The sequence below is a fragment of the Bacillus sp. BC05(2025) genome, assembly GCF_056725905.1.
Window position 1 is genome coordinate 92,569 of sequence record NZ_JBWYRA010000010.1, and the last position, 20,785, is coordinate 113,353.

General features: G+C 35.1%; 24 protein-coding genes, 3 pseudogenes and 1 riboswitch. Of the genes and pseudogenes, 13 read left to right on the forward strand and 14 right to left on the reverse strand.

Annotated elements, in window-relative coordinates:
• Window positions 1-30 precede the first annotated feature (30 nt).
• Both ACZ76X_RS23870 and ACZ76X_RS23875 read left to right on the forward strand, forming a co-directional pair.
• On the forward strand, window positions 31-261 hold the full coding sequence (locus ACZ76X_RS23870) for a YczI family protein (RefSeq protein WP_479851884.1): 231 nt from the start codon (window positions 31-33) through the stop codon (window positions 259-261).
• 28 nt (window positions 262-289) lie between these two features.
• Window positions 290-523, forward strand: coding sequence for a DUF3953 domain-containing protein (locus ACZ76X_RS23875; protein ID WP_098669427.1), 234 nt, complete (start codon window positions 290-292; stop codon window positions 521-523).
• A gap of 305 nt (window positions 524-828) precedes the next feature.
• On the opposite strand, the gene luxS is transcribed toward ACZ76X_RS23875, so the two are convergent.
• On the reverse strand, window positions 829-1,302 hold the full coding sequence (luxS, locus tag ACZ76X_RS23880; RefSeq protein ID WP_001141369.1) for an S-ribosylhomocysteine lyase LuxS: 474 nt from the start codon (window positions 1,300-1,302) through the stop codon (window positions 829-831).
• Between the two features lie 128 nt (window positions 1,303-1,430).
• On the opposite strand from luxS, the gene yidD reads away from it, so the two are divergent.
• The gene (gene yidD, locus ACZ76X_RS23885) at window positions 1,431-1,667 is read left to right on the forward strand and encodes a membrane protein insertion efficiency factor YidD (RefSeq protein WP_000809334.1); all 237 of its coding nucleotides are present in this window, start codon (window positions 1,431-1,433) and stop codon (window positions 1,665-1,667) included.
• Here the strand turns inward: yidD and ACZ76X_RS23890 are convergent.
• On the reverse strand, window positions 1,664-2,227 hold the full coding sequence (locus ACZ76X_RS23890; RefSeq protein WP_000838159.1) for a beta-class carbonic anhydrase: 564 nt from the start codon (window positions 2,225-2,227) through the stop codon (window positions 1,664-1,666). The genes yidD and ACZ76X_RS23890 overlap by 4 nt on opposite strands.
• A 224-nt stretch (window positions 2,228-2,451) precedes the next feature.
• Between ACZ76X_RS23890 and cydA the strand changes: the two genes are divergently transcribed.
• On the forward strand, window positions 2,452-3,801 hold the full coding sequence (cydA, locus tag ACZ76X_RS23895; RefSeq protein WP_479851885.1) for a cytochrome ubiquinol oxidase subunit I: 1,350 nt from the start codon (window positions 2,452-2,454) through the stop codon (window positions 3,799-3,801).
• Complete coding sequence (gene cydB / locus ACZ76X_RS23900) at window positions 3,791-4,819, forward strand: cytochrome d ubiquinol oxidase subunit II (protein WP_479851886.1); 1,029 nt, start codon at window positions 3,791-3,793, stop codon at window positions 4,817-4,819. The genes cydA and cydB overlap by 11 nt, the downstream gene beginning before the upstream one ends.
• 165 nt (window positions 4,820-4,984) lie before the next feature.
• On the opposite strand, the gene ACZ76X_RS23905 is transcribed toward cydB, so the two are convergent.
• Window positions 4,985-5,218: a spore germination protein gene (locus tag ACZ76X_RS23905; protein WP_142337531.1), complete on the reverse strand. Its 234-nt coding sequence runs from the start codon at window positions 5,216-5,218 to the stop codon at window positions 4,985-4,987.
• 82 nt (window positions 5,219-5,300) lie between these two features.
• On the reverse strand, window positions 5,301-6,101 hold the full coding sequence (locus ACZ76X_RS23910) for an S-layer homology domain-containing protein (RefSeq protein ID WP_479851887.1): 801 nt from the start codon (window positions 6,099-6,101) through the stop codon (window positions 5,301-5,303).
• Between the two features lie 707 nt (window positions 6,102-6,808).
• On the opposite strand from ACZ76X_RS23910, the gene ACZ76X_RS23915 reads away from it, so the two are divergent.
• Both ACZ76X_RS23915 and ACZ76X_RS23920 read left to right on the forward strand, forming a co-directional pair.
• Window positions 6,809-7,846, forward strand: a complete 1,038-nt coding sequence (locus ACZ76X_RS23915) for a YdcF family protein (protein ID WP_479851888.1) — start codon at window positions 6,809-6,811, stop codon at window positions 7,844-7,846.
• Window positions 7,847-8,033: 187 nt separating this feature from the next.
• A complete protein-coding gene (locus ACZ76X_RS23920) occupies window positions 8,034-8,906 on the forward strand; it encodes a YitT family protein (protein ID WP_479851889.1) in 873 nt (290 codons plus the stop codon).
• Window positions 8,907-9,054: 148 nt separating this feature from the next.
• On the opposite strand, the gene ACZ76X_RS23925 is transcribed toward ACZ76X_RS23920, so the two are convergent.
• The 5 genes from ACZ76X_RS23925 to ACZ76X_RS23945 all read right to left on the reverse strand — a co-directional run bounded on the left by ACZ76X_RS23925 (window position 9,055) and on the right by ACZ76X_RS23945 (window position 11,878).
• Window positions 9,055-9,273 (reverse strand): hypothetical protein, encoded by a 219-nt coding sequence (locus tag ACZ76X_RS23925; RefSeq protein ID WP_479851890.1) that lies wholly within the window; start codon window positions 9,271-9,273, stop codon window positions 9,055-9,057.
• 97 nt (window positions 9,274-9,370) lie between these two features.
• Window positions 9,371-10,186, reverse strand: coding sequence for a DUF4247 domain-containing protein (locus ACZ76X_RS23930; RefSeq protein ID WP_479851891.1), 816 nt, complete (start codon window positions 10,184-10,186; stop codon window positions 9,371-9,373).
• 12 nt (window positions 10,187-10,198) lie between these two features.
• The gene (locus ACZ76X_RS23935) at window positions 10,199-10,705 is read right to left on the reverse strand and encodes a DUF4178 domain-containing protein (RefSeq protein ID WP_479851892.1); all 507 of its coding nucleotides are present in this window, start codon (window positions 10,703-10,705) and stop codon (window positions 10,199-10,201) included.
• Window positions 10,706-10,726: 21 nt separating this feature from the next.
• Window positions 10,727-11,131 (reverse strand): DUF350 domain-containing protein, encoded by a 405-nt coding sequence (locus ACZ76X_RS23940; protein WP_048529578.1) that lies wholly within the window; start codon window positions 11,129-11,131, stop codon window positions 10,727-10,729.
• 81 nt (window positions 11,132-11,212) lie between these two features.
• Window positions 11,213-11,878, reverse strand: a complete 666-nt coding sequence (locus ACZ76X_RS23945) for a PspA/IM30 family protein (protein WP_000110287.1) — start codon at window positions 11,876-11,878, stop codon at window positions 11,213-11,215.
• A gap of 402 nt (window positions 11,879-12,280) precedes the next feature.
• Between ACZ76X_RS23945 and ACZ76X_RS23950 the strand changes: the two genes are divergently transcribed.
• The 5 genes and pseudogenes from ACZ76X_RS23950 to ACZ76X_RS23970 all read left to right on the forward strand — a co-directional run.
• Window positions 12,281-12,859 (forward strand): lipoprotein BA_5634 family protein, encoded by a 579-nt coding sequence (locus ACZ76X_RS23950; protein WP_479851893.1) that lies wholly within the window; start codon window positions 12,281-12,283, stop codon window positions 12,857-12,859.
• A 135-nt stretch (window positions 12,860-12,994) separates the two neighbouring features.
• A pseudogene (locus ACZ76X_RS23955) lies at window positions 12,995-13,126 on the forward strand (YolD-like family protein); the annotation flags it as partial.
• 88 nt (window positions 13,127-13,214) lie between these two features.
• Window positions 13,215-13,922, forward strand: a pseudogene (locus tag ACZ76X_RS23960) (EndoU domain-containing protein); the annotation flags it as partial.
• Window positions 13,923-13,935: 13 nt separating this feature from the next.
• Window positions 13,936-14,280, forward strand: a complete 345-nt coding sequence (locus ACZ76X_RS23965) for a hypothetical protein (RefSeq protein WP_001109640.1) — start codon at window positions 13,936-13,938, stop codon at window positions 14,278-14,280.
• A 118-nt stretch (window positions 14,281-14,398) separates the two neighbouring features.
• Window positions 14,399-14,511 (forward strand): annotated as a pseudogene (locus ACZ76X_RS23970) (IS3 family transposase); the annotation flags it as partial.
• A 49-nt stretch (window positions 14,512-14,560) separates the two neighbouring features.
• On the opposite strand, the gene ACZ76X_RS23975 reads toward ACZ76X_RS23970, so the two are convergent.
• Genes ACZ76X_RS23975 through ACZ76X_RS23985 form a run of 3 tightly spaced genes read right to left on the reverse strand, consistent with a single transcriptional unit; the run spans window position 14,561 to window position 16,957 of the window.
• Window positions 14,561-14,728, reverse strand: a complete 168-nt coding sequence (locus tag ACZ76X_RS23975; RefSeq protein ID WP_000989597.1) for a FeoB-associated Cys-rich membrane protein — start codon at window positions 14,726-14,728, stop codon at window positions 14,561-14,563.
• Window positions 14,729-14,744: 16 nt separating this feature from the next.
• Window positions 14,745-16,733, reverse strand: coding sequence for a ferrous iron transport protein B (gene feoB, locus ACZ76X_RS23980; protein ID WP_479851894.1), 1,989 nt, complete (start codon window positions 16,731-16,733; stop codon window positions 14,745-14,747).
• Window positions 16,730-16,957, reverse strand: a complete 228-nt coding sequence (locus ACZ76X_RS23985; protein ID WP_000060512.1) for a FeoA family protein — start codon at window positions 16,955-16,957, stop codon at window positions 16,730-16,732. Before ACZ76X_RS23985 ends, feoB begins: the two co-directional genes overlap by 4 nt.
• Before the next feature lie 194 nt (window positions 16,958-17,151).
• Window positions 17,152-17,253, forward strand: a riboswitch (TPP riboswitch).
• An 86-nt stretch (window positions 17,254-17,339) separates the two neighbouring features.
• On the opposite strand from ACZ76X_RS23985, the gene thiT reads away from it, so the two are divergent.
• Complete coding sequence (gene thiT / locus ACZ76X_RS23990) at window positions 17,340-18,008, forward strand: energy-coupled thiamine transporter ThiT (protein WP_479851895.1); 669 nt, start codon at window positions 17,340-17,342, stop codon at window positions 18,006-18,008.
• Between the two features lie 208 nt (window positions 18,009-18,216).
• On the opposite strand, the gene ACZ76X_RS23995 is transcribed toward thiT, so the two are convergent.
• Both ACZ76X_RS23995 and ACZ76X_RS24000 read right to left on the reverse strand, forming a co-directional pair.
• A complete protein-coding gene (locus ACZ76X_RS23995; protein ID WP_479851896.1) occupies window positions 18,217-20,091 on the reverse strand; it encodes a sensor histidine kinase in 1,875 nt (624 codons plus the stop codon).
• Window positions 20,088-20,777: a response regulator transcription factor gene (locus ACZ76X_RS24000; RefSeq protein ID WP_000041855.1), complete on the reverse strand. Its 690-nt coding sequence runs from the start codon at window positions 20,775-20,777 to the stop codon at window positions 20,088-20,090. The genes ACZ76X_RS23995 and ACZ76X_RS24000 overlap by 4 nt, the downstream gene beginning before the upstream one ends.
• Between the last annotated feature and the right edge of the window lie 8 nt (window positions 20,778-20,785).

A 20,785-nucleotide genomic window follows, 5' to 3' on the forward strand; every position in this document is an offset into this window, starting at 1 on the left:
TTACCTACATAAAAGAAAAGGAGGGTTTTTATGTTAAATGGCGTTCGAATTACTTTTGCACTTATCGCTTTATGTATAGCAATCTATGGATTTATTAGCGGTAACAGAGACATTATGCCTTATATGTTCTTTTTCTTAGGATTAATGGCCTTCACTGTAGCGCTAGGAGAAATAAAACAACATAGAAAATCTAGCGGTATACTCGCTTTCATGGCTGGCTCTGGTGCTTTATTTCTTAGCTTCTCGGAACTATTTCGGTAAATAGTTTATTTAAAAGGTGAAGATTTGTATTTTAAAAACATTACGAATGATATCGGCTCTTATCGTCATCGCTCTCGCTCTATCAGGAATGTTTACAAACGCACTTGTTACATTGCCTTATATGCTCATCGCCTTATCTATTATGACTTTCATCATGAGTGCAGAAGAAAAACAAAAACAAAAGAAAGTACATAGTATACTCTCCTTCTTTTCTGGCATATTCACTTTCATTGTTGCTATTATAATTTTTGTCTCTCGGTAATTACCTTTCTACTAGGAGGTTCAAATGCATATAAGAAAGTTACAGCTAACCATCGTTTTTATTACTTTGATTCTATGTTTATACAGCACATTTACAATGAACTTTCAAATCTTTTTACCTATCATTTTGTTCCTCATATTGTCAGTTTTTGTCGGTAAGTCGATATTCATTGTCGAAACGTCGATATATTAAAAAAATCGTTGATATATTTCAAGTTGTGTTCGATATATTCGAAAAATCGTCGATATAATTTCATTTATCATCGTGCTACAAAAAAACTGCCCTTTCACAGGCAGTTTTCCTTTTTATCCAAATACTTTCTCAAGTTCATCTTTATCTTGGCTTAACCAGAAGTTCATTAAGCGTTTTGCCCCTTCTAAATCGTGAAGCTTCGCTTGCCCACACTGCGTTTCATTTGCAGCTGGAATTTCTGTAATTTGAACTGCATCTTTTAATGTTAGTTCTAATAAATCGATGATTTCTCGAACTGTCGGTGTTCCGCTTACTACAAGATAATATCCTGTTTGGCAGCCCATTGGTGAAATATCGATAATATCAAAATGCGGATAACGATCAATATATTTACGTAAATTAAATGCTAATAAATGTTCTAACGTATGAATAACATCTGGTTTCATTGCTTGTTTATTCGGTTGGCAAAAACGAATATCAAATTTATTTACAATACCGTCACTACCTACGTTGTGAACTCCGCAATGTCTTACATAAGGCGCCTTTACAATCGTATGATCTAATTCAAAGCTTTCTACTGATGGCATACAACATCTCTCCCGCTTTTAATTTAATTCCGTTATATCCAATATGATATAACGGAAATGAACATTAGTAAAGCATTATGTACAGTCGTGCTATAATACTTTAAGAATATGCTGAAAAGGAGACCGTTATGAAACAGATTTTTATTGGGATTATACGCTTTTATCAAAAGTTCATATCTCCGATGACACCACCAACTTGTCGCTTTTATCCAACTTGCTCTCATTATGGATTAGAAGCGTTTCAAAAACATGGTGCCCTGAAAGGGTTTTGGCTTACTTGTAAGCGTATATTAAAATGTCACCCTTTCCACCCAGGAGGATTTGATCCTGTCCCAGATAAAAAGGATGACAAAGTAAATTCTTAATTGTCGTAACCATTCACAACTAAATCTAATTTTCCTGTATCAGGATCGATAACAAGACCGTGAACAGGTACTTCTTCTGGAAGTAATGGGTGGTTGCGAAGTACTGATACGCTATGTTCTACACTTTCTTCCACACTGGAGAAACCGCGCAAGAATTGTTCTAAATCGATTCCAGAATAACGAAGCATATCTAATTTCTCTTCTGTTATACCGCGCTCTTTCATTTTCTCAATTGTACTGCTTGCTTGAATTTTTGCCATACCGCAATCATGGTGACCAACTACACATACTTCATCAGCACCAAGTTCATATACAGCAACTAAAATACTACGCATAATACTTCCAAACGGATGTGAAATAACAGCACCTGCTACTTTAATAATTTTCACATCGCCGTTACGCATATTCATCGCTTTCGGCAATAGTTCAACAAGTCTTGTATCCATACAAGAAATAATGACCATCTTTTTGTTTGGAAATTTCCCCGCTACAAACTCTTCATACTTTTTCTCTTCAACAAATTTCTCATTGTACTGCAAAATCTCTTCTAATGACTTCATAGTAAAGAATCCTCTTTTCTCTCATTTACACTACATAAACAGTGTACCAAAATATGAAAAACACAAAAAGGATATCGCTTTATAGTAAAAATAGGATATTTTCAGATAATCGACATAATTCTTTCAAAATATACACACAGCTTTGTAACAAGTCCTCCCTATTTAAAACGTATTTTCACTATAAACTAATTGTAGATAATGTAAAAAAGGAGTGAATATTTATTATGTCCGACGTTCTGTTACTGAGTCGTTTTCAATTTGCAATTACTATTTTTTATCACTTTTTATTTGTACCTTTGACAATCGGACTTGTTATTTTAGTGGCATGTATGGAAACGCAATACGCCCGCACATTGAATCCAACATATCGCAAAATGGCAAACTTCTGGGGTAAATTATTTACAATTAACTTCGTCATGGGGATTATAACCGGGATTACGATGGAATTCCAATTTGGAACAAACTGGTCTGAGTACTCCAAATATATGGGAGACATTTTCGGGTCCCCTCTCGCAATCGAAGCACTCGTTGCCTTCTTCTTAGAATCTACTTTCATGGGAATATGGTTATTCGGTAAAGACAAAATTTCACCAAAGTTCCGTGCTTTCTGTATGTGGATGGTTGCACTTGGAACAAATATTTCCGCACTTTGGATTATTACAGCAAATGGCTTTATGCAAAATCCGGTTGGCTACGTCGTACGTAACGGTCGCGCTGAATTAAATGATTTCTGGGCACTCGTTACGAATCCATATGCTTGGAATATGTTCTTCCATACTGTAGTTGGTTGTTATATCGTTGGCGCTTTCTTCGTTATGGCAATTAGTGCCTATCATTTATTACGCAAAAATGAAGTGGAATTCTTCAAAAAATCATTTAAGTTTGGTTTAATGCTCGGCTTATTCGCCGCAACAATTACACCGTTTATGGGACATCAATCTGGTGTATCAGCAGCTAAATATCAACCAGCTAAAGGTGCTGCGATGGAGGCTGTTTGGGAAACTGGAAAAGGACAAGGCTTCTCGATTGTTCAAATTCCTGATGTGAAAAACGAAAAGAACTTTGAGTTCCTGACGATTCCGAAACTAGGAAGTTTCTTCTATACAAATTCATTTGATGGCGAAATTGTTGGTTTAAAAGATATCCCGAAAGAAGATCGTCCAAACGTTAACCTCGTGTACTATAGCTTCCGCTTAATGGTTGCACTGGGTATGTTCTTTATGGCATTAACTTGGTACGGTTTCTACTTAAACCGAAAAGGAAAACTAGAAAACTCAAAACGTTACTTAAAAATTACAATATGGTCTGTTTTACTACCATATATCGCAATTAACGCTGGTTGGATTGTTGCCGAAGTAGGTCGTCAACCATGGACAGTTTATAAACTAATGCGTACAGCAGAATCTGTATCACCTATATCTGTTCCGCAGATTTGGTTCTCATTAATTAGTTTAATCTTGTTCTACACTTTACTTTTAATCGCAGACGTATACTTAATGCTAAAGTTCGCGAAAAAAGGACCAGCTGCATTAGAAGAGCCTGCTACTGAAGGAGGTACAGCACATGTCTCATGATATGCTCGCAATTATCTGGTTCGGTTTATGGGGCGTAATTTGGACAGTTTACTTCATTCTTGATGGGTATGCACTTGGTAACGGAATGATTTTTCCTTTCGTTACGAAAGATCGACAAGAACGAAATCAATTACAAGAAGCAATTGGCCCGTTCTGGGGTGGTAATGAAGTGTGGTTAATTACAGCTGGTGGTGCAACATTTGCTGCCTTCCCAGTCACATATGCAAATATGTTTAGTTATCTATATACACCGTTATTCTTAGTATTACTTGCACTATTTGCTCGTGCTGCTGGACTTGAATTCATGCATAAAGATGATTCACCAATTTGGCAAAAAACTTGTAAATGGGCATTTGCAATTGGTAGTTTCTTAATTGCTTTCCTATTCGGTGTTACATTTGCTAATCTTTATTACGGACTACAAATCGGAAAAAATGGCTATGAAGGAAATTTACTTAGCTTACTCAATCATTACGGCATTTTAGGAGGGTTGTTCTTCACTGCTATATTCGTCTTATCTGGTGCCCTTTGGGTTATGATTAAAACGACTGGTGAAGTATCTGATCGTGCTTACAAAATCGCAAGACCATTTTCAATGGCAGCTGCTATCATTTTAGCTATTTTCTATGTAGCAACTGCCAATCGTACAAATTTATTCCAAAACTTCACAGAATATCCGGTACTATTCATTCTTCCAGTACTTGCAATGTTAATGAGTGTACTCGCACTTATTATGGTGTACAAACATAAAATCGGCCCTGCATTCACATTCGTTTGCTTAACAATCGCAATGTTTATGACAACTGGTTTTGCAGGTATGTTCCCAAGAATGTTACCGTCACGTATTAACGACGCATACAGCACAACGTTATATAACGCAGCGGGTAGTCAATTAAACTTAAAAATTATGTTCTTCGTTGCAATGGTTATGGTACCAATTGTTATTGGATATCAACTTTGGAGCTACAGTATCTTTAAAAATAAAATTCATAAAGACTCTGCTAAAGGGTATCATTAAAATGAAAAAAGACACTTCGGTTGAAGTGTCTTTTTTTACGTATGATTTTCGATAGGATGTTATATTTCTAATCTAACAACTACAATACAGAAGAATCATTAACAGCTCACAGCTAGATTGTAGCACAGAGCAAGTTCATCATTTTATGCAATTTTACATATTTCTTTATAAAGTAAATTGTATTCCCTGATCATTCACATCGCTATCCCCTACATCTGCTGTACTAACACCATTAAATGTGTGTACTTTTATTGCTGTATTCGATGATCCCGATCCATTATAAGCTTTCGTTTTTTCAATCGGCTGCACGTTATATTTGTCTCCTAAATTGATCGTCCCGTTACAGTTTTCAATAATAACACCTTCCACAATTGACGGCATTTTGTCACCTACTTTCATTTCATTACTTTTAGTTTATGAGAATCGCCTACAAAAATAGCTTGTTTCCATAAGAAAAAGCACTCAGGCTGAGTGCTTTTTCTTATTTACCTTTTTTGTTTTTCTCACAAGCAATTCCATCGCCATCACGGTCTAAATGCTTACCATAATACGGGCTGTCTCTTGTAATATCATAATATCCAGCATCATTTGCTTCTTTACAGTTAGCAAAGCGCTTCGGATCAGGTTTTACTTCTGGTTTCGGTTGTGGTTGTTTTGCTCCTGGTCTTTCTTCAAGTGGTAACGTTGCATTATATAAGAACTGAACGTATTGCTCACGACTTACATGCATTTTAGGTGCGAATGTACCTTCACCAGTTCCAGCCGTAATATAATTTGATTTAATTGCAGTAATCGCAGGATTCGCCCATCCATTTCTATCTACATCCGGGAAATTATGATCCCCTCTTATTTGCAATTGGAATCCCCTTGTCAAAATTTGTGCCATTTCTTCACGAGTTAACGAATCTTTCGGTCTAAATTTTCCTGTGTTATCGCCAACGAATATACCCATCTCTGTTAAAGCAAGAATCTCTTTTTTAAACATAGTTGAACGATCCGTAACATCTTTATACGGATTGTTATACTGTTCTTTTACTGTCGGTTTTAAATGACGGAACATAAGAGCTGCAACTTGCTCACGCGTTACATCATCACCAAATCCAAAAATCCCATTTCCGTATCCAGAAACAACGTTTTTATTTGCTAAATCCATGATCGCTTTATAAGACCAATGATTGTTTGGAACATCTTTAAAACCTGCGCTTGCCTCCGCTGTTCCAATTGAAGTAAATGCTGTAGTTGCAACAAGTGCACCTGTTAAAATTAAATTTTTAAATCCCATACTTAAGTCTCCTTCTCTTTCTACAATAATCATTTAACAATATAACATATTATATAAATGTAAATTGTCATATTCTGTCGAGCACAAAAAAGAATCCAGCAGGATTCTTTTTTGCTAAGCATGAATGGCAATTTTGGAGACAGTTGACTTCTTCAAAAATTTATTAGGGGTAATATTTTGAAAAAGAAAGCCTTTCATATGTAGGTTAACACCACTGGAATATATAGTAAATTGATAATATTTATACGGAAGATTGCTAATGTTTAGTATAGATAGTTTCCACTATGTAAACAGTAAAAACATTCTATACTAAATAAAAAAAGGTGCCTTCAAAGAAGACACTTTTACAAACAGACACTATAAAACAGAATTACTTATTGTTATACGATTGTTAGATACAAAAAGTAGAGGGAAATGTTTGTATAAAATTCTGCTTTATATAGTCTGCCTACCACTTATATTTTAATCCTCTTTACTTGAAAATAAATATAATATGCATAATTACATACGAAAAAGAAAAGACACTCCATAGAGTGCCTCTTCAACCATTTTACTTTTAATATATCGCTTTCCATACATTATAACATATGTATCTATATATTTTATTGAGAAAATTCTAAATCATTTTTTCTTTCATTTTCAATTATAAAATCATGTAATATAAAGGGTATGTCAAATTCTTATATAAGTCGAGGTGTACTATATTTATGCTGTATTTCGGAATTATTCCTCTTATATTGTTTATTATTTTTCTTATCTCCTATTTAAAAGATCCACGAAAAATAATAAACGGCTTTTTATTTAATACCTTTATCTGTTTTTTCCTTCTTTTTTGTGTGATTGTTTCTGTAAATTCAAGTACTGATATCCTACGCTATAGTATAATTTTACCTATTTTAGCACTTATCGTTATGATTCCTTTCGGTGTTGTTGCTTTAATGTTTGGGCTATTTCTGAATGCGAGAATTTTAATGAAACGAGAAGGCAGACGTTTTACTAACTGTTTAACACTTATTGCTGCTTTAGGAATTTTATTATTGATTTTACTTCCTTTTATAAGTCCAGCAAGTTTGTTCTCACCGCATTTGCAACCTATTTTTAGTGGAATTTCTCTTATAACCTTATATTTCTTTATACACTTATCTAACTTCTTAAGCGCTTATTTTTTATATCAATTCAACAGACCAAGACGTAATCAAGATTTCATCATTGTTCTTGGTAGCGGCTTAATTAATGATAAAGTACCACCTTTACTTGCAAGTCGTATTCATAAAGCAATCGACTTTTACTGGAAACAAGCAGCTGTGAATACACCACCAACAATCATTTTCTCTGGTGGACAAGGTCCAGATGAAGGCCTTCCAGAGGCAGAAGCGATGCAAAAATATGCTGTTGAAAAAGGGATTCCACTTGAACATACCGTGCAAGAAAATCGCTCTGTAAACACATATCAAAATATGTCGTTCTCTAAAGAAATTATGGATTCTTTAAAGCCTGAAGTTAAATATAGAAGTATTTTTACAACGAACAATTTCCACCTTTTCCGCGCTGGTATATATGCAAGACAAGCAGGGCTTAATAGCCAAGGAATCGGATCAAAAACTGCATTTTATTACTGGCCTAATGCAATGATTCGTGAATATGTCGCAATTGTTGTGATGGGACGTAAACGTCATATGAAAGTTTGCGGAGCTATTTTAGGATTCTCTTTATTGCTATCCGTGCTTAGTTTTATCATTTCTTAATAGTCTCCCATCCTTTGAAAGGATGGGATTTCTTATACTCATTTCAAAAATATTTTAAAGATAATATGGTCATAATATCCCCTGCATACATCCATTAAAGGAGAAATTTTTCAATTTAAATGTTAAAATGGAAATTAGGTGTGAATGACGTAACAAATAAGAAACTAGTTTGAAACGAGGAAATTACATGGAGAAAATTATGAAAAACAGGCCCAATAAGCTAAAAATTGCTTCTAAAGCTTTGATGATTATTATCGGGGCATTTATCACAGCGTACGGATTAGAAGCAGTATTAATTCCAAATAACGTATCAGACGGTGGTGTAACTGGTTTAAGTATCGTTAGTTCAAGATTATTTGGATTGCCATTAGGAGCTCTAATCGCAATTATTAACATTCCTTTCGTTTGGTTAGGATATAAGCAAATCGGTAAAAGCTTTGCGATTTATTCGATTATCGGGATTGCTTCATTAGCAATAGGTACTGTTGTTATGCACGGAATACCAGCTATTATTGAAGGCGATACACTACTTGTTACAGTTGTTGGTGGTATTATCATCGGTTTCGGTATGGGACTAGCATTACGTAACGGCGGCGCATTAGATGGAATCGATATGCTAGCTGTATTGCTTTCTCGTAAGTTACCTTTTGGAACAAGTGACCTTATTTTATTCTTAAACATGTTCGTATTTATTTTCGTATCAACAGTATTCGGTCTTCAAGGAGCTATCCTTTCAGCAATTGCTTACTTTATTGCTTCGAAAGTGATTCATATCGTTGAAGTTGGTTTAAGTGGTTCGAAAGCATTTAAAATCATTACGAAAGAGCCTGAATTAATGGTAGAAACCATTCGCGATCGTTTAGGCCGAAGTGCAACATATAACGAAGTATACGGTGGTTATTCAAGAGAGAAATTCAAAGAAATTTCTTGTGTAATTAACCGTTTAGAAGAAAGTAAAATGAAAGAACTTATTAATGAAATCGATCCACACGCCTTTATTACAGTTTATGACGTAGCAGAAGTAAAAGGCGGTAACTTTAAGAAACGTGATATTCATTAATCGTTATGAAAAACGAGGGTGTGCCAACATTTTGGTACACCCTCTTCTTTTACCATTGTCAGTTTTTGTCGGCAAGTCGATATATTGCAATAATCGCTGATATATTTGGAGTTGCGGTCGATATATTCCAATAATCGTTGATATATTTTTACTCGCCCCATCTTCCCCCGCTCTTAATCCATGCTACGTATTTTTGAAAGGCGGGCACTTCTTGTTGAAAACGAAGCGGAACATATAGAAAAAGAGTACATGTACATAGTATCCATAGAATACCTACTACAAAGTGAAATTTCATCGTTGTGCCGATAAACAAACTTAAGAATAAGACGAGGAACATCATTACACTAAATCTTTTATACATAGTCATACTAATCCCTCCTTATACATGAATTGTACCAGCTACAAGGAATTAATTTCCATAATAAAAAGACCGAAAAGCAACTTCTCCTTTTCGGCCTCTATACCTATCTTCTCTTCGTAATCTTTCCTGAACCACCGACCCTCGTTTTCGGAGGCGATGTATTCCTTGGCGGCGTTTTAATAGATGATTTCGGCTTCACATCTGATCCGCTTGAACCACCTGGATTTTTCGTTATTTTCCCTTTGCTTCCAGTAGAAGGCGGAGGCGTACTACTTCCTTTTTTCGTAATACTTCCTGTATCTCCTACGGAAGGTTTCGAATCTACATGATCGCCTCGCTTAATGATAGATCCTTTCCCTTCCTTCGTAATTGGAGGCGGGGTTTTCTTTTCTTCTTTCGTAGGCGGTCTCTCTGGAATAACCGGTTTATGATTTTGTCTGTCATTATATCCGCGATAATCACCGTATGATGATTTTCGTGAACCGAATATATCGTTTAAAATACTCCCCATAATATATCCCTGCAAGAAGGATGGTTGGTAATTTTGACGGACAAATTCTTTATTACTTATTTCAATTAACGTATCAGATGGTTTCTCTTTATCCTTTTGCAGGTTATAAATCTTATCAGAATAAACGAGGAACATTTGATTTTCGTCTTCTTTAGATGCTTGCTTCGGTTCTCTTTCATTCATGAGTTCCTTTGCGACTTCAGGAACTGACCGATTGGCGGCCCTATACACGTAAGATTCTTGTTTACCTTCTTTTGCGACAGATTCTAGTGGATAACGGTCTTGAATCGACTTTGTCTGTCCGCCTTGACAACCTGATAAGGCATATCCAGCAACAACAAGTAACGTAACGATAGCAAGTATAGGGATCACGAACGATTTAATCATGGTAAACAATCGGTTTGACATGATTACGCCCCCTTACGTTGCTCTTATAATTTGTACATCAGCAGGAATAATTGCTTCTCCCTCATACATCATTGTGCGACCATTTTGCCATTCAATACGTAATAATTTTCGGTTATCTGATTGGAATTCCCATACATACTGTTCCTCTGAAGCAGAGAATGGTGTTTTTCCCATCACAACAACACGTCCGTTATATTGCTCTTCCATATGGTATTCTGTATCATCCATTTCAATTGTCGTCGGAATTTCATCAATCGAATCTAAGCGACCATCAATTGGTGTATATAATTTATAATATGTATTTTCACGGTCTTCAATTTTTAAATAACGAATATCTTTCCCGTCTTGTAGCGTTAAAACAATTTCTTTACGAGAATGCATACTCGTTTTCCCGGTCAATTCGTACATAACTAATGAAACTTCAATCATATCGCCAGGAGCTAACGTCAACAAACTTTTCTCCGGCTTTGGCGCTTCTGGGCTCTTCATTATATTTTTAATCCGTTTGAACAAACTCATGATCTACCCCTCCTTCTCTCTTTATAAACAAGCACCTAAAATAAGTGCACCAACGATATGCAATGATCCGGCTAACATCGCATGCGCAATACTGCCTTCTTTCGTACCTTCTTCTAAATCTAAACCAGCCATTTTCTTTAAAACAAACTCAATAAACATTTCTACTACTAACAAAATAACGAAAGAAACTGCTGATGCAAGTAGCGCTTGCCATAAGTCATTTGCTTTCGTAATCGATTGAGATAAAATGTACCCTTGCGCGAATAATTTCATGACGAAACGAGTTGTTACAGCTGTATTCCCATTCTTTATTTCTTTTAAGTCATTGTATTTAGTAAAAATTGAATCAACCCACATAATTGCAAATAAAAGTACTGCACTTGCTCCAGTCCATACAAGCATGGCTACTACATTTGTCCATGTCATTGCAAAACCTCCTCTTAAATGATAATAGAAAACCGACATGAATTTATTTAGACATGTCGGTTCATTTGTCTCTATTCTATATTATTTCTCATACTGCTTCATAATACGAGCTAATTCATCATCAACAGCAGAATTTTTGTTTAAGCTTGCGAATTCATCATCTAATGATTTTTCTTTCTTGTACACTTCGCCGCTTGCTTCTGCTTCTGCTTCTAATTGAAGAGCTTTCTCTTCCATACGGCTTAAACCAGCTTTTGCTGAGTTTGAATCAAATCCAGACATCGCCTGATTAATATTCTTTTGTGCTTTCGCCGCATTTACACGTGCTACAAGTGTTTCACGTTTATTTTTCAGCTCTGTTAATTGCTTACGCATTTCTTCTAACTTTAGGCGAAGATTATCAGCAGCAGCTTTGTTTTGCTCATAGCTTGCTTTATACTCATTCATCTTTTGCTCTGCATTTTGTTTTTCTTCAAGAGCACGACGCGCAAGATCAAGATTGCTTGCTTGAACAGCCATATGAGCTTGCTCTTCACGTTTTTTCACAAGTGCTTCTTGTTCTTCAAATAATATTTTAAATTTCTTCTCAAGTGCAATTTGAGCCGCTACACTTTTCTCAGCTTCTTGTACATCCGCTTGCATATCGCGTAAATATTGATCCGTCATCTTAACTGGATCTTCCGCTTTTTCAATTAATGAATATACATTCGACATTGTTAAATCTCGTAATCGTTTAAATACAGACATCCAAATTCCTCCTATGATATACCTCATATTTCAAATTCACTACTTGGAAAACTGAAAAATCTCCCTTAACAGTAAAGAATATTCATTTTTACAGCCTATGTGTTTATTATAACAAAACTAATATGTCCTTACATGTTATTTCCAAAATCCAGCCAATATAATATGACATTCCTTATAAAACATTGTATTCCTAATATATTCTCATTAACCCTCTTCTGAATTAACTTATTTTTATGCACTTTCACTAAATTACATTATTGTAATGTTACTGTAAGCTAACTCGATAGTTACGTTGTAATATTTCTTATACACTAATACCAGAAGCAACGAACAAGCTTCTCATCATTTCAGAACTAATACAAAAATGTATTTACTATAAAACATATAAAAGGAGAAATCATCATGAAAAAATTAGTAGGAATCGGACTAGCAGCAGCAATTTCACTTGGAGCATTATCAGGTTGCTCTTTATTAGGAGATAAAGCAAACGGTTTTGTACTGTACGGATCAGAAGAACAAGTTCAACAAATTACAGATAAAAACAAAAAAGAAGTGAAAGAAAAAGACTTCTATAAAATGAAAATGACAACATTAGAGGGTAAAAAAGTTCTTGTTATGGATAAGAAAACTGGTGAAGAGCTAGTGAAGAAAGAGTTACTTAGCAAAGTTGATGAAAAAGACGACACGAAACCACTTGATAAATTACCAGCTGTAACAGCAGAGCAAGGTGTATTATTTGCTAAAGAAAAAGTAGAAAATGCTACACTTGATGGGGCAAAATTAAAATACGAAGGCAACACAATTATCGGAAGTGGCCGTGCATATACAGATATGTATGCAATTGTTGATGACGCAACTTACAACAATGTAAAAGGTGATGAAAAATCTGTTGGGGTATTAAAATTCGATAAAGACCCAAGTAAAGAATTCCCTGGCTACAACGGCGTAGAAGCTTCTCAACTTGTAAAAATTAAAAAGTAAAACAAAAAATCTTTGCGAAATTGAAGTGCACCCCAATTGTTAGACACATAATTAACAATTGGAGGTGCATTTTTTATGGCTACATTTTCTTCAAAGGATAAAATACAAGGAGTAAAACGATATCTAGAAGGTACTGAAGGTGTTTTTTTACTTACTTGCTATATGACTGTCGTGGATATTGATCCGCTGAATAAATCTATAATTTGTACGGATGCATTTTACAATAATACGACGTTGAAATTTATTGATATTATTGATGCAAAATAAAAAAACGCTCACAATCGTGGCTCTTATTGTTACTTTACATACACATAAGCTTTATTTACAATTAAGCAGGTTTTATTTCACATCAATTGGTGACTCGTATAGTGGTGCAGCATGGTATGGAAGCGCGGCTGGTCATACTATATTGGCTGTTGGACAACTATTCGTAGGAACAAAAGGCGTGGATAAAATTGCAATGTTGAACCCTGGCACAAAATTAGCTGAGATTTCACGAACTGCTAATCAAAGCTTGCAAGACGCTGCATCCTTATTCAATCGTAATCGCAATGAGTTTGCTTTAGCTGGTGGAAATAATATACGCTCTGTATTTGATACACCTGACTTTAGGGCAGCTGAGGAAAAGCTATCGACCCATCAGTTTGCTAGTCGTGAAGGAGCTTCCAGTGGGAACACGCCATATAAATTTGACTCATCACTTATGGAGCATGTTTTTCATGGTGAAGTAAGACAAAAATGGTGGGGATTAAAAGCTGTTGGTTATCATCACGAGAATATGATGGGGGGAGAGATAATTCGCGTTACTAGGCCACCAAACCCTGCAGGAGTATATGTTGCAGAAGTAAAGGTTGATGGTATTGTAAAACAAGCTAAATCTTCATTTTTCCCTAAGGATTGGAATAGAGTCCAGGTAGTTGATTCTATTAAAGAAGCATATACCAATCGTGTTCAAATCGCTCCAAATAAATACGTAGGGCAAACTTCTTCTGGATTTAAGGTTGAGATGATTATTGAAAACGGAGAAATTACCACGGCTTATCCAAAATATACGAGAAGATAGTGAGGTTGTATTAATGAATTATTCACATGAATTTTGGCGTGACCCATTTGGTGGACTAAGAATTCGTTTACCAAAAGAAATTGCTATTGTATCTGACTTTATAGAAAACCTAGATGAAGATGAAGCGGATGAATACATAGAAGTTTTAGACCATGTCGTAGAGGGGAAGTACCCTAGTTATGAACTAGAATACAATGCTGCTGCTGTATTTATTGAACCTAAATATACAAGCGCGATTAATTATTACATTAGCCCACCAAATAATCAATGTAAATTAGAAACTTCAGAATTTAGGAGATTACTTTTGCTTTGGAGAAATAAAGTGATGACAGAAGGACGAGATATTGAAGTAGATTAAAAAGACTGCCTGTAATGAAGTGCACCCCAATTGTTAGACACATAATTAATAATTGGAGGTGCATTTTTTATGGCTACATTTTCTTCAAAAGATAAAATACAAGCAGTAAATGGAACAATTTAAGCAAGAACTAGAAACTTATATTCATTACTACAATCACAAAAGAATTAAAACAAAACTAAAAGGATTGTCCCTGTGCAATACAGAGTTCAATCCTTAGTAGCTGCTTAATATATTTGTCTAACTTTTTGGGTTCAATTCAAATTCGCAAAGCTTTTTTCTATTTATGAGCAATTTGCTCCATATCCGGACTACAAGTTTGCGACTGACATGACTTATTTAAAGAACATGCTGCGCATTTTCCTTTTTTACTTCTCTTTACAAAATTTACTAACGTGTATGCTGCATAACCAAAAATGATAGCTCCAATTATAATATTGACCATCACCCTAATACATCTCCTTCTAGAATCCGAGTAGGGATCCAACTTGGTATATAATAAGCGTTAATACATAAGCAACAACAAGTGGATACACGACAGAGAAAATCGTCCACTTCGCTGATCCTGTTTCACGTTTAATAACGGCTACTGTCGCTAAACACGGAACATATAATAAAATAAAGAACATAAATGCATATGCTGATAGCGCCGTATAGTGTGCTCCCATTACATTTCCTAGCACATCTTCTTTCACCGCATAAATAATTGCCATTGTAGAAACGACAACTTCTTTTGCTAAAAATCCTGTTAAAAGGGATGCAGCAGCTTGCCACGTTCCAAATCCAAGTGGTGCAAATAGTGGTGCGATAAATCCACCAATCATCGCTAAGTAACTGTCTCCCATATCAACACCAAATCCTGATGGACCTGCGTAGTTTAATAACCAAATGACAACAGAACCACCGAAGATAAATGTACCTGCTTTACGAACAAATCCTTTCCCTTTCTCCCACGTACTTAACCATAACGTTTTCGCTTGTGGTACACGGTAAGGAGGTAGTTCAATAACGAAAATAGATTTTTCCGCTTTTAAAATGGTAAGAGACATAATTTTTGTAACTAATAACGCAAGAACAATACCTGCAACATATAAAGAAAACACAACAGTTGCCTGACTTTGAGGGAAGAATACTCCCGCAAATAATGCATATACAGGTAAACGTGCCGAACAAGACATAAACGGTGTTACAAGAACTGTAAGTAAACGTTCTTTTTCTTGTTCAATCGTTCTCGCTGCCATAATACCTGGAACATTACATCCAAAACCGATAATCATCGGAATGAACGCTTTTCCGTTTAATCCGAAGAACTCCATAATTCTATCCATAACAACCGCAATTCGCGCCATATATCCTGAGTCTTCTAATAATGAAATGAAAAAGAATAGTGCAAAGATTTGTGGAACGAATACTAATACAGCACCAACACCGGCAATAATACCTTCTGTAACGAGTGCTTGAATAAAATCAGAAGCTCCGACACTTGTAAGTCCAGCTGTCACCCAATCCGTAAGCTGCCCACCAAAAAACTCATCTAACATATCTGACAATGGTGTCCCAATCCACGTAAACGTAACCTGAAAAATAAAAAACATAACTGCTAAAAAGATTGGAAGTCCTAAAATTTTATGTGTAATTAATCTATCAATTTTTTCTGAAAAAGGAATTTTTCCTTCTTTCTCATGCTTCATAACATTTGTTTTTAACTTTTCAATATACGCTTCACGAGTTTTATAAATATGCTCTTCCAACGTACAATCAAGTTTTTCTTCTAAGCGAGATCGAATGGCTACAAGTTCCTTATAAATTGGTAATGCTTTCATTTCTTTTTCTACTACTTCGTTATTGCTTAAAAATTGAAGAGCTAACCATCTTGGATGCTTGTAATTCGCTTTCTCTAAAAGAGCTATTACCTCTCCAATTCCTTCATCCATCTGTACACCATATGAAATAATGAATGGCTTTTTCTCATTTTTGTCATTTTCTTTAAGAGTCGCAAGTAATTCTTCACAGCCTTTTCCGCTTCTTGCAACGACAGGAATGACTGTTACACCTAATAACTCTGATAATCGTTTTACATCAATTACAATGCCTCGTTGCTTTGCCACATCGACCATATTTAATCCGATCGAAACCGGCTTTCCAAACTCAAGTAATTGCAACGTTAAATGCATATTTCGTTCAAACTGCGAGGAATCTACAATATTTAACATATGCTGAAATTCTTCTGTTAATAGAAAGTTTGTTACAACACCTTCATCACGCGAAACGGGATTTAAATCATAAACACCTGGTAAATCAATCAATGTTCCTTGCTTATCTTTTAATTTACCAACCTTCTTTTCTACTGTTACACCGCTCCAGTTCCCTACATATTCATAAGAACCAGTAAGTGCATTAAATAATGATGTCTTTCCTGTATTCGGATTCCCTAGCAAAGCTACCTTATTCACGCTAATTCCACCTTTATCATTTTCGCGTCACAATGACGAATACTAATTAACTGTCCACGACACTCCAATGTACAAGGACCTTTGAACATCGCTTTCTGCTTCAGGCGAAGTTCGCTTCCTTCAGCAAGACCGAAAGCAGCTAGTCTACGCTTTAATAGCTGATCTAAAGACTGAATACTTTTTACTAATACTTTCTCTCCAATTTTAATATCTACTAAGCTCATAACCTTCCCCCTCAGAAGAGAATGATAATTATTTTCAAAAAAATTATACCACACCCAATTTCTCTTGTACTATACCCTTTTGCTTCATATTTATTAACATTTCGCTACAATTCTATTTCAATTATTGTCATACTGTATTCGTTTGCCATTCTCATCCATTTCGCTTACAATAAACAATAGCAAATAAAGAATCTCGTTATCACTGGGGGAGCCATGCCGCTGAGAGGGAACACTTCGTTCCGACCCTTCGAACCTGTTAGTTAATGCTAACGCAGGGATTGTGCAAACGTCCGAAATACATACCTCTTTTTATTTACGTATTTCGTATCCTCCTATGATATCTATTCTTTTTTTGTACAACTTGGATTTAGGGGGAGACAACATGCGTAACACCAATTTACAAGCGATGATCGAATCTGCTATTCTTGCAGCCTTCGCCTTGGTCATCGATATTTTACCATTATCAATTAAACTTCCAACAGGCGGTTCCATTTCATTTGCTATGATTCCTATTTTTATTATTGCATACCGCTGGGGCTTTAAATCAGCTTTCTTAGGTGGTTTAGTTTGGGGACTATTACAAATTGTCGTGGGAGATGCTTACATTTTAACACCTGTTCAAGCATTCATTGAGTACTTCATTGCCTTTGCTTTTATCGGATTTGCTGGCTTATTCTATCGTCCAATTCAAAAAGCACTTTTAACGTCTAATGAAAATAACTTAGAACAATCAAGTTTAGGTAGCCGCAAAGAAAAACCTTCATCAAAACAAAACAAAGGTAAGAAAGTCCTTGCGTATATTATCCTCGCTACATTTATCGGTAGCTTTGCTCGCTACTTCTGTCACTTTATCGCCGGTATTATTTTCTGGGGACAATATGCACCAAAAGGTCAATCAGCAGTTCTATATTCATTAATTGTAAACGGCAGTACAATGCTCGGTTCTTTTATTTTATGTACCGTTTTACTTATATTTTTATTTCTTACTTCACCCCGCTTATTCAAAAGCATCAATGCTTATCAACTGAATTCGAACAAAAAGGGCGCTTAATGAGCGCTCTTTTTTTCATATCGTAATATCAATTAAAAATACAATAAATGCACAAAAGAAAATAAATACCATTATACTTAGCCAATTGCTATGCACGGTTGATCGACTCCTTACATAACCTCATTTTCTAACCAGATTATATCGCTTAAAAATAAAGATTAGGTAAAGATAATATGAAAATAAATTAAAAAAGCGTAGCATATATCATCTACACTTTTTTCGTTAAGTAAAAGTAAAATAATACACCGTCTTCTGTATTCTTTACTCCATATTCAGCTTCGTGTAATTCTAAAATATTTTTAGAAATAGCTAGCCCAAGCCCCGTCCCACCTTGCGAACGCTTGCGAGCTGCATCCACGCGATAAAAACGATTCCAAATTTTATCTAATTGCTCTTCTTCAATGTGAGTACCTTTATTTTCAATACACACTTTTATACGATCCTTCTCATCTATTGTAGAAATAATAATATCTTCTTTATTTGGTGTGTAACGTATCGCATTCGTAATGAAGTTCACGATGACTTGTTCAATTCGACTTTGATTTGCAACTACTTCAAATGAACATATATTTTTATGCACATGAAGTTCTTTTTTCTCTATTTCCACAGAAAGATGTTCACATATATCTTCAATTACAGCATCAATATAAAATGCTCCCTTTTTCATTTTATATGTACCTGACTCAAATTTAGCTAACTCAAGCATATCCAAAATTAACGTATCCATTTTATCTACTTCTCGTTCCATTGCTTGAAAATAGTACTCTTTTTTATGCTCAGCTACCCCATCTTTTAAAATAGAAATACAGCTTTTCATAATACTCAGCGGTGTTTTTAATTCATGTGAAACACCAGAAATGAATTCTTTCCGCGTATTTTCTAACTTTCTTTCTTTTTCAATATCTTGTTCTAGCTGTCCAATATGCGAATGGAGCTTATGAGATAATACATTAATATTTTTCGATAAATCACCAATTTCATCTTTTGAAGTAATCGGTATTTTTTCTGTGAAATCTAAGTGCGCTATTTTCTTCGTTGTATCATTTATTTTTAATAACGGCTTTGCAATTTGTTTAGAGTAATAGAATGAAGCTAGAAAAATGAGAACGACTACAAATGCAATGATATAGATGTAATAATCTTGTACCATTTGTACAGCCTCATCTACAGGCTGTAAAGAAGCCATCGCATATATATAAGTTACTGATCCATCTTTTTCTTTTATTGGCTTGATTAATAATTTATATTTAATATCATTTTTTTCATAATCTATTATTCGTGTTGTATCTGGTATTTTCTTATCTTCTTTTAATAATAATTCAGCTTGAAATTCCTTTATATTATCCAAAAATAGATTATTTTTATAGATTGAATTTACAGGCCCTTTTACATCAGGGAATTGTACTTTCGTAATTTTCCCTGATAAATTAAAGTCTGAATTATGAGCTGCTCTCTTCTGTTCCTCAGCGCTCATAACTCCAGCAACTCTTTTTCTTTCCGCAACGATAGGTTCTTCAGCAACTGTTGGCTTACCACCACTCATCTGAATTTCCTTTGCAGCTAATTTTTTTCCTAACGGTTTATTCAGCCAACTCAAATTTGCCTCTTCTATATGTACATAACATGCGATGAAACTATCGTCTCGTTTTAGCCCATAAAAATAGACTGACCGCCCTTCTAACTTAGGCAGTGTCCCACCTTCAATTTCATCTATGGTCATTAGATAGTACAAAGGCATCTTGATTACCTTTTTTCCAAACTCCTTCTCTGCCCTACGATCTAAAGTAACCTCTACATAAAAATCATCCACATGTTTTAAATTTCCATTCTGATCTAATGTCGTAATCCATGTATTGTTCTCTCTAAAAAAGTCTTGCTCTAGCTTCTGAATCCCTTCTGCACTTCCTGCATAGTTCAAATAATTCTTTTCAAAGGAATTTAAATTCACTTTAATATCTTCTACTTTTCGATTCGCATAATATTGTTTAAAAAATATTGTTTGTCCAATAAATATCGTCGCTAAAATTAACATGCACAATGCTGTTGTGAGGGTAAATAATTTTAGTACAATTCCTTTTCTCATACATTCCCCTCAAATTTATAACCTGTTCGTACTACAGTTGTAATGTACTTTGCTTTCTCTCCTAATTTATTTCGCAAATTACGAATATGGCTATTAACAGTTCGGTCATCACCGGCAAATTCGTATCCCCAAATTCTTGAAATGAGTTGCTCTCGCGTTAAAACAATCCCTTGGTTTTTCATAAAATACGCTAATATTTCAAATTCTGTATGTGTTAAGTTAATATCGGTTCTATCTATCGTAACAGTACGCGACGGGAAATGGACGTGAATACCATGAATGGATAATGTATCATCTTCATTCTCTAAAAGTTGCTTTGTCACTTTTCTACTTTCTAACAACCGTTTCGCTCTTGCTAATAAAATGGGTGGGCTATACGGCTTGGTCACATAGTCATCCGCTCCAAGTTCAAATCCAAGTAACGTATCATCTTCATCTACACGTGCCGTTAGCATAATAATAGGAACCTCGGATGTTTTACGGATTCTTCGGCAAACGGACCACCCATCAAGTTCTGGCAACATAATATCTAAAATAACTAAATCAACCTCTTCTTCCTCAAATACAACTAAAGCTTCCTTCCCGTCTCTTGCTTCAAACACTACATATTGCTCACTTAAAAAATAATCTTTTAATATTTCACGTAATATATCTTCATCTTCTACAATTAAAATATTTTTTGACATAACTTATA